The 6,480-nt window shown below is 61.1% G+C and carries 6 protein-coding genes; 5 read left to right on the top strand and 1 reads right to left on the bottom strand.

Going from position 1 to position 6,480, the window contains the following annotated elements:
- The 5 genes from D8V06_RS30580 to D8V06_RS13100 form a co-directional block, all read left to right on the top strand.
- Positions 1–235 (top strand): hypothetical protein (locus D8V06_RS30580; RefSeq protein ID WP_206663183.1); only part of this gene is annotated, 235 nt, incomplete at its 5' end.
- A gap of 19 nt (positions 236–254) precedes the next feature.
- Positions 255–1,604 (top strand): gluconate:H+ symporter, encoded by a 1,350-nt coding sequence (locus D8V06_RS13115; RefSeq protein ID WP_130931088.1) that lies wholly within the window; start codon positions 255–257, stop codon positions 1,602–1,604.
- Positions 1,605–1,619: 15 nt separating this feature from the next.
- On the top strand, positions 1,620–2,480 hold the full coding sequence (locus tag D8V06_RS13110) for a MurR/RpiR family transcriptional regulator (RefSeq protein ID WP_130931087.1): 861 nt from the start codon (positions 1,620–1,622) through the stop codon (positions 2,478–2,480).
- 1 nt (position 2,481) lies between these two features.
- Positions 2,482–3,936 (top strand): D-aminoacylase, encoded by a 1,455-nt coding sequence (locus D8V06_RS13105; protein ID WP_130931086.1) that lies wholly within the window; start codon positions 2,482–2,484, stop codon positions 3,934–3,936.
- 122 nt (positions 3,937–4,058) lie between these two features.
- On the top strand, positions 4,059–4,427 hold the full coding sequence (locus D8V06_RS13100; protein ID WP_130906215.1) for a glyoxalase superfamily protein: 369 nt from the start codon (positions 4,059–4,061) through the stop codon (positions 4,425–4,427).
- 119 nt (positions 4,428–4,546) lie between these two features.
- On the opposite strand, the gene D8V06_RS13095 is transcribed toward D8V06_RS13100, so the two are convergent.
- The gene (locus D8V06_RS13095; RefSeq protein ID WP_130931085.1) at positions 4,547–6,466 is read right to left on the bottom strand and encodes a methyl-accepting chemotaxis protein; all 1,920 of its coding nucleotides are present in this window, start codon (positions 6,464–6,466) and stop codon (positions 4,547–4,549) included.
- Positions 6,467–6,480 lie beyond the last annotated feature (14 nt).

Here is a 6,480-nt window from a genome sequence, read left to right as displayed (position 1 = left end):
TTCGGACGCTCCGCGTTCGGCTTCGCAGTGGACGCAGAGCGTCCCGGGCTGCATTCCCACGCAGAGTGTGGGAACGATCAGCCGGGTCATGAAAATCCAACTGCCCGATTTTCATTATTCGCGACACGACATATCCGTGAGCGACACTTCTTACCTCTTCACGAAAATTAATTTCACCTCGTTTGATAATCGCGCCTCGAAATGTTTTATGAGTTTCACAAATATTTCGACGTGACCCTCTCGAGGAGTAGCGCATGACCCTGTCCTTCGGCTATTGGCTGCTGGTGTATGCCGCCATCGCCATCATTGCTTTGATCGTTCTGATCGCCCGTTACCGGCTCAATCCGTTCATTGTCATCACCCTGATTTCCATCGGCCTCGCGCTGGTGGCAGGCATGCCGCCGTCGGGTGTGGTGGGGGCCTATGAGGCCGGCGTCGGCAAGACCCTGGGGCACATCGCGCTGGTGGTAGCGCTGGGTACGATGCTCGGCAAGATGATGGCCGAGTCCGGCGGCGCCGAGCAGGTGGCGCGGACCTTGATCGACCGTTTTGGCGAGAAGAACGCGCACTGGGCAATGGTTTGCATCGCGTTCCTGGTGGGATTGCCGCTGTTCTTCGAAGTCGGTTTTGTGTTGCTGGTGCCGATTGCATTCACCGTAGCGCGACGGGTCGGCGTGTCGATCCTGATGGTCGGCTTGCCGATGGTGGCCGGGCTCTCGGTGGTCCACGCGCTGGTGCCGCCGCACCCGGCGGCGATGCTGGCGGTGCAGGTGTATCAGGCGTCGGTGGGGCAGACCTTGCTCTACGCGATTGCGGTCGGCATTCCGACGGCGATCATCGCAGGTCCCCTGTACGCCAAATTCATTGTGCCGCGCATCCAGCTGCCGGCGGAGAACCCGCTGGAGCGCCAGTTCCTCGAACGCGAACCGCGCGACAGCCTGCCGGGTTTCGGCATCACCATGGCGACCATTCTGTTGCCGGTGGTGTTGATGCTGATCGGCGGCTGGGCCAACCTGATTTCCACGCCGGGTACGGGTTTCAACCAGTTCCTGCTGTTCATCGGCAACTCGGTGATCGCGATGTTGCTGGCGACATTGCTGAGCTTCTGGACCCTCGGTCTGGCCCAAGGGTTCAACCGCGAATCGATCCTCAAGTTCACCAACGAATGTTTGGCGCCGACCGCCAGCATTACCCTGCTGGTGGGTGCCGGTGGCGGCCTGAACCGGATTCTGGTGGACGCCGGCGTCACCGACCAGATCGTCGGCCTGGCCCATGAATTCCATTTGTCCCCGCTGTTGATGGGCTGGTTGTTCGCCGCATTGATGCGCATCGCCACCGGCTCCGCCACCGTGGCCATGACCACCGCCTCGGGCGTGGTGGCGCCGGTGGCCATCGGCCTGGGTTATCCGCATCCGGAATTGCTGGTGCTGGCCACCGGCGCGGGTTCGGTGATTTTTTCCCACGTCAACGACGGTGGCTTCTGGTTGATCAAGGAATACTTCAACATGACCGTCACCCAGACCTTCAAGACCTGGACCGTGCTTGAGACATTGATCTCGCTCGTCGCTTTTGGTCTGACCGTTGGCCTTTCTTACCTGATTTAACCGGAGTCGCCCGTCATGGACATCCTCTACCAGATCCGCGCCCGTCAGGACTCCTTCAGTGCCGGCGAAGGCCGCATCGCCCGGCTGATGCTCGACGACGTAGGGTTCGCCGCGTCCGCCAGTCTCGATGAGCTGGCGCAGCGGGCGGAGGTGAGCACCGCCACCTTGTCGCGGTTTGCCCGCACGGTCGGCTGCAAGGACTTGCGTGACCTGCGCTTGCAACTGGCCCAGGCCAACGGCGTCGGCAGCCGGTTTCTCGACCCGGCGGGCACACCGGATCAGTCGGCGTTTTACGGACAGATCGTCGGTGATATCGAATCGACCTTGCGCCAGCACCTGGCAGCCTTTGACGAGTCGCGTTTTACCGATGCCGTCAAACTGCTGGGCAAGGCGCGGATGATTCACGCGTTCGGCATGGGCGGCTGCTCGACCTTGTGCAGCGATGAACTGCAAGTGCGCCTGGTGCGCCTCGGTTACCCGATTGCGGTGTGCCACGACGCGGTAATGATGCGGGTCACCGCGGCCAGCCTGAGCCCCGACCATGTGCTGATCGTTTGTTCGCTGACCGGGATCACGCCGGAGCTGGTCGAAACGGTAGAACTGGCACGCAACTACGGCGCACGCATCCTGGCCATCACCCGCAGCGATTCGCCGTTGGCACAATTGGCGGACATCGTCCTGCCGCTGCAAAGCGCCGAAACTTCATTCATCTATAAGCCCACGGCGGCACGTTACGGCATGCTGCTGGCCATTGATGTGCTTGCCACCGAACTCGCACTGGCCAACCCTCAAGACAATCAAGAACGTCTGCGGCGGATCAAACTCGCCCTGGACGATTACCGCGGCGGCGACGATCACCTGCCGCTGGGAGACTGACATGATGTACGACACGCTGATCCGCAATGCCCTGGTCATCGACGGCAGCAACAGCCCCGGTTACCCGGCCGACGTGGCGATCCTGAACGGCCGCATCGAGCGCATCGGCGACTTGCATGACGCCCGCGCCCGTGAAGAGATCGACGCGGCGGGCATGGTTTTGGCACCAGGTTTCATTGACGTGCATACCCACGATGACACGGTGGTGATCCGCCAACCGCAGATGTTGCCCAAGCTCAGCCAGGGCGTGACCACGGTGATCGTCGGCAACTGCGGGATCAGCGCCTCGCCGGTGAGTTTGCGCGCTGATCCACCGGACCCGATGAACCTGCTCGGCAGCGCGGCCGCGTTTGTCTATCCGACATTCAGCGACTACCGCGCGGCGGTCGAAGCGGCGAATACCACGTTGAACGTCGCGGCATTGGTCGGGCATACCGCGCTGCGCAGCAACCACCTTGATGACCTGTTTCGCACTGCAACCCCAGATGAAATCACCGCGATGCGCGAGCAGCTTCGCGAGAGCCTGCAAGCCGGTGCGTTGGGTTTGTCCACCGGCCTGGCCTACGCTAGCGCCTTCTCGGCTTCCACCGACGAAGTCATGCAATTGACCGAAGAGCTGACGGCGTTCGGTGCGGTCTACACCACCCATTTGCGCAGCGAGTTCGAACCGGTGCTGGAGGCCATGGACGAGGCATTCCAGATTGGCCGCCACGCGAAATCGCCGGTGATCATTTCCCACCTCAAATGTGCAGGCGCCGGCAACTGGGGCCGCAGTCCGCAACTGCTTGCATCACTCGAACAGGCCGCCAAAACCCATCCAGTGGGTTGCGATTGCTATCCCTATGCCGCGAGCTCTTCGACGCTGGATCTCAAGCAAGTTACCGATGCCCATCGCATCACCATTACCTGGTCGACGCCGCACCCGGAAATGGGCGGGCGTGACTTGATCGACATCGCCGCGCAATGGAACCTGTCGTTGCACGAAGCTGCCCGGCAACTGCAACCGGCGGGTGCGGTGTATTACGGGATGGACGAGGCCGACGTGCGCAGAATTCTCGCCCATCCACTGTCGATGGTTGGCTCCGACGGCTTGCCGGAAGACCCGTTCCCGCATCCTCGTTTGTGGGGTGCGTTCCCGCGGGTGCTTGGCCATTTCAGTCGCGACGTGGGCCTGTTCCCGCTGCACACCGCCGTGCACAAAATGACCGGGTTGTCGGCGGCGCGATTCGGCTTGAAGGCGCGCGGCGAGATTCGTCAGGGCCATTGGGCGGACCTGGTGCTGTTCGACCCCGCGACCATTCGCGATGTCGCCGACTTTAACGATCCTCAACGGGCGGCCGAAGGCATTGAAGGGGTGTGGATCAATGGCGTCCTGAGTTACCGGGACGGTCAAGCCAACGGGCGACGTGAAGGGCGGTTTCTGGCGCGGGAAGGTGACTTGCGCGACGGGTTTTAAAGGCAATTCGAGCAATGCGTCACAGTGATGGCACATTGAGATTAAAGAATGCCCTCAACAAGCCGAATTGCTGACGTACAGCCCGGCTACACTGTGGGCTATTTCTGTCTGGGAGCAACTCGATGAGCTTCGGCAAAACCACCCCGATCCTGCGGATCTTCGACGAAACAAAGGCAGTTGAGTTCTACGTCGACTTCCTCGGATTCAAGATCGACTGGCAACACCGCTTTGAAGCCAACTTCCCGCTGTACCTGCAAGTCTCCCGCGGCGAATGCGTATTGCACCTGTCCGAACACCACGGCGACGCGACACCGGGCTCGGCCCTGCGCATCGAAACCGATGAACTGGAAACCTTCCAGCAACAACTGCTGGCCAAGGAATACACCTTCGCCCGCCCTCACATCCAGGCCATGCCCTGGGGCAGCCAGGACATGACCGTGACCGATCCGTTTGGCAATCGGTTGGTGTTTACCAATGCGATCAGTGTTTGAAAATGTTCAGTGACAGATAGATCCCCATCGCGAGCAAGCTCGCTCCCACAGGTTGCTCACTGAACCTGTGGGAGCGAGCTTGCTCGCGAATGGATCTTTGATTCAGCGCTGACCCGGCGTCAAACGCGGAAGTGGCTCACCATCGCCTGCAATTGATTGCCCAATCGTGCCAGTTCAACACTGGAGGCGGCGGTTTCATCGCTGGCCGCAGCGGTTTGTTCGGAGACGTCGCGCACGTTGATGATGCTGCGGCTGATCTCTTCGGCCACGGCGCTTTGCTGTTCGGCAGCGGCGGCAATCTGTTGGTTCATCGACTGGATGTTCGACACCGTGCGGGTGATGTTTTCCAGTGATGCGCCGGCCTTGCGCGTCAACGCGACGCTGCTGTCGGTCAGGGTGCGGCTGTTGTTCATCACCGCAGCCACTTGCTGGGTGCCGTTCTGCAGGCCGGCCACCAGGCCTTCGATTTCTTCGGTGGATTTCTGCGTGCGCTGGGCCAGGCCACGGACTTCGTCGGCCACTACGGCAAAACCACGTCCGGCTTCACCGGCGCGTGCTGCTTCAATCGCGGCGTTGAGCGCCAACAGGTTGGTCTGTTCGGCCACGGCCTTGATCACGTCCATGACGCTGCCGATCTTGTCGCTTTCCTGTTGCAGCACGCTCATGGCTTCGGTCGAGCGCACCACTTCGTTGGCCAGGCGCTCGATCTGGGCAATGGCTTCGCCCACCACTTTGTCACCTTCGCGGGCTTCGCCATCGGCGGCCGCAGCCGCTTGTGAGGCTTGCTCGGCATTGCGCGCGACTTCCTGCACGGTGGCCGTCATCTCGTGCATTGCGGTGGCGACCTGATCTGTCTCGATTTTCTGACTGTTGACCCCGGCGCTGGTTTGCTCGGTGACGGCCGACAACTCTTCGGCGGCGCTGGCAATCTGGGTGACGCCGTCGCGGATGCCACTGATCAAATCGCGCAGGGTCACGCCCATGCGTGCGATGCCCTGTTGCAAAACTCCGAGTTCGTCGCGGCGGGTGACCTTGACGTCCTGGGACAGGTCGCCACTGGCAATGCGATCGACCACCGCCAGGGTGTCGCGCAGTGGGCCGGTGATCTGCCGGGTAATCAGCACCGCGGCAATGATGCCCACCAGCAATGCCAGTAGCGTGCTGACCAGCTGCAGGGTGCGGGCCTTGGCGCTTTCGGCATCACGACGGTCAAGCTGGATCTGATACAGCTGCTCGCTCAGGCTGACGATGGCTGCGCCCTGGTCGGTCATTTCCTTGCGCGCTTGCACGATATCGCTGTTCGCGGTTTTGTAAACCTGCAAGGCGTTGCGGTAGTTGCTCAAAGCGTTTTCGAGTTGACGCAGTGCGTCTGGCTGCACATCGGCGAAGTGGGCATTGAGGGACTTCACGCTGGTGATCGCGGAGTCGAGTTGGGCGAGCGCTTTTTGCTCGGTCTCGGCGTTGGAGGTGGCGGTGTAGCCACGCACTTCGTAGCGGGCCAGGAGGAAGGCTTCTTTGGCGGCGGTGATGGCCTGGAACTGTTCGAAGCGTTGGTCGCTCGACGGCATTTGTTGTACGCGGATGTTGATGTCGTTGATCAGCGTGCTGGCCGTTTCGGCATTCGTGGTCATGACGTCGCGCGCACTGTTGCCAGCGCGATAAGCGCCGCGCATTTTGTTCAGGGACGTCTTGTAGGCATCGATGACAGTACCTTGCTCCCTGAGCAGCTTGAGATTCTCCGGGCTCTTGAATTTGACCAGCAAAGCTTGCTGTTGAGCGGAAAACGCGTCGAGGGTGGTTTGCACATTTTGTGCGGTGGTTTCGTCACCGTTGGCCAGCATGTATTGCAGGCGCACCACGCGCAGCTTCGTCAGGCCGGCGTTGAGCTGGGTGATGTCGCTCATCCAGTTGCTGCGGTCAATCAGGCTGCCCAGGCTGGTCCAGCCGGTGAGGGCGAGCACGCAGGTCAAGGCCAGTACCAGGCCAAACCCCAGGCCCAGTTTCAGGTTCACGCTGATATTGCCGAACCAGCTATTCATCAAAATTCCTCCAG

Source organism: Pseudomonas sp. Sample_24 (genome assembly GCF_004307605.1).
GTDB lineage: Bacteria > Pseudomonadota > Gammaproteobacteria > Pseudomonadales > Pseudomonadaceae > Aquipseudomonas.
Note: the sequence above shows the minus strand (reverse complement) of the source record. Positions and strands in the feature narration are given on the sequence as shown.

Bases quoted from the DNA above. Each gene is read 5' to 3' on its own strand.
- D8V06_RS13100 (WP_130906215.1), top strand. From the start codon at position 4,059: ATGAGCTTCGGCAAAACCACCCCGATCCTGCGGATCTTCGACGAAACA.
- D8V06_RS13105 (WP_130931086.1), top strand. From the start codon at position 2,482: ATGATGTACGACACGCTGATCCGCAATGCCCTGGTCATCGACGGCAGC.
- D8V06_RS13115 (WP_130931088.1), top strand. From the start codon at position 255: ATGACCCTGTCCTTCGGCTATTGGCTGCTGGTGTATGCCGCCATCGCC.
- D8V06_RS13095 (WP_130931085.1), bottom strand. From the start codon at position 6,466: ATGAATAGCTGGTTCGGCAATATCAGCGTGAACCTGAAACTGGGCCTG.
- D8V06_RS13110 (WP_130931087.1), top strand. From the start codon at position 1,620: ATGGACATCCTCTACCAGATCCGCGCCCGTCAGGACTCCTTCAGTGCC.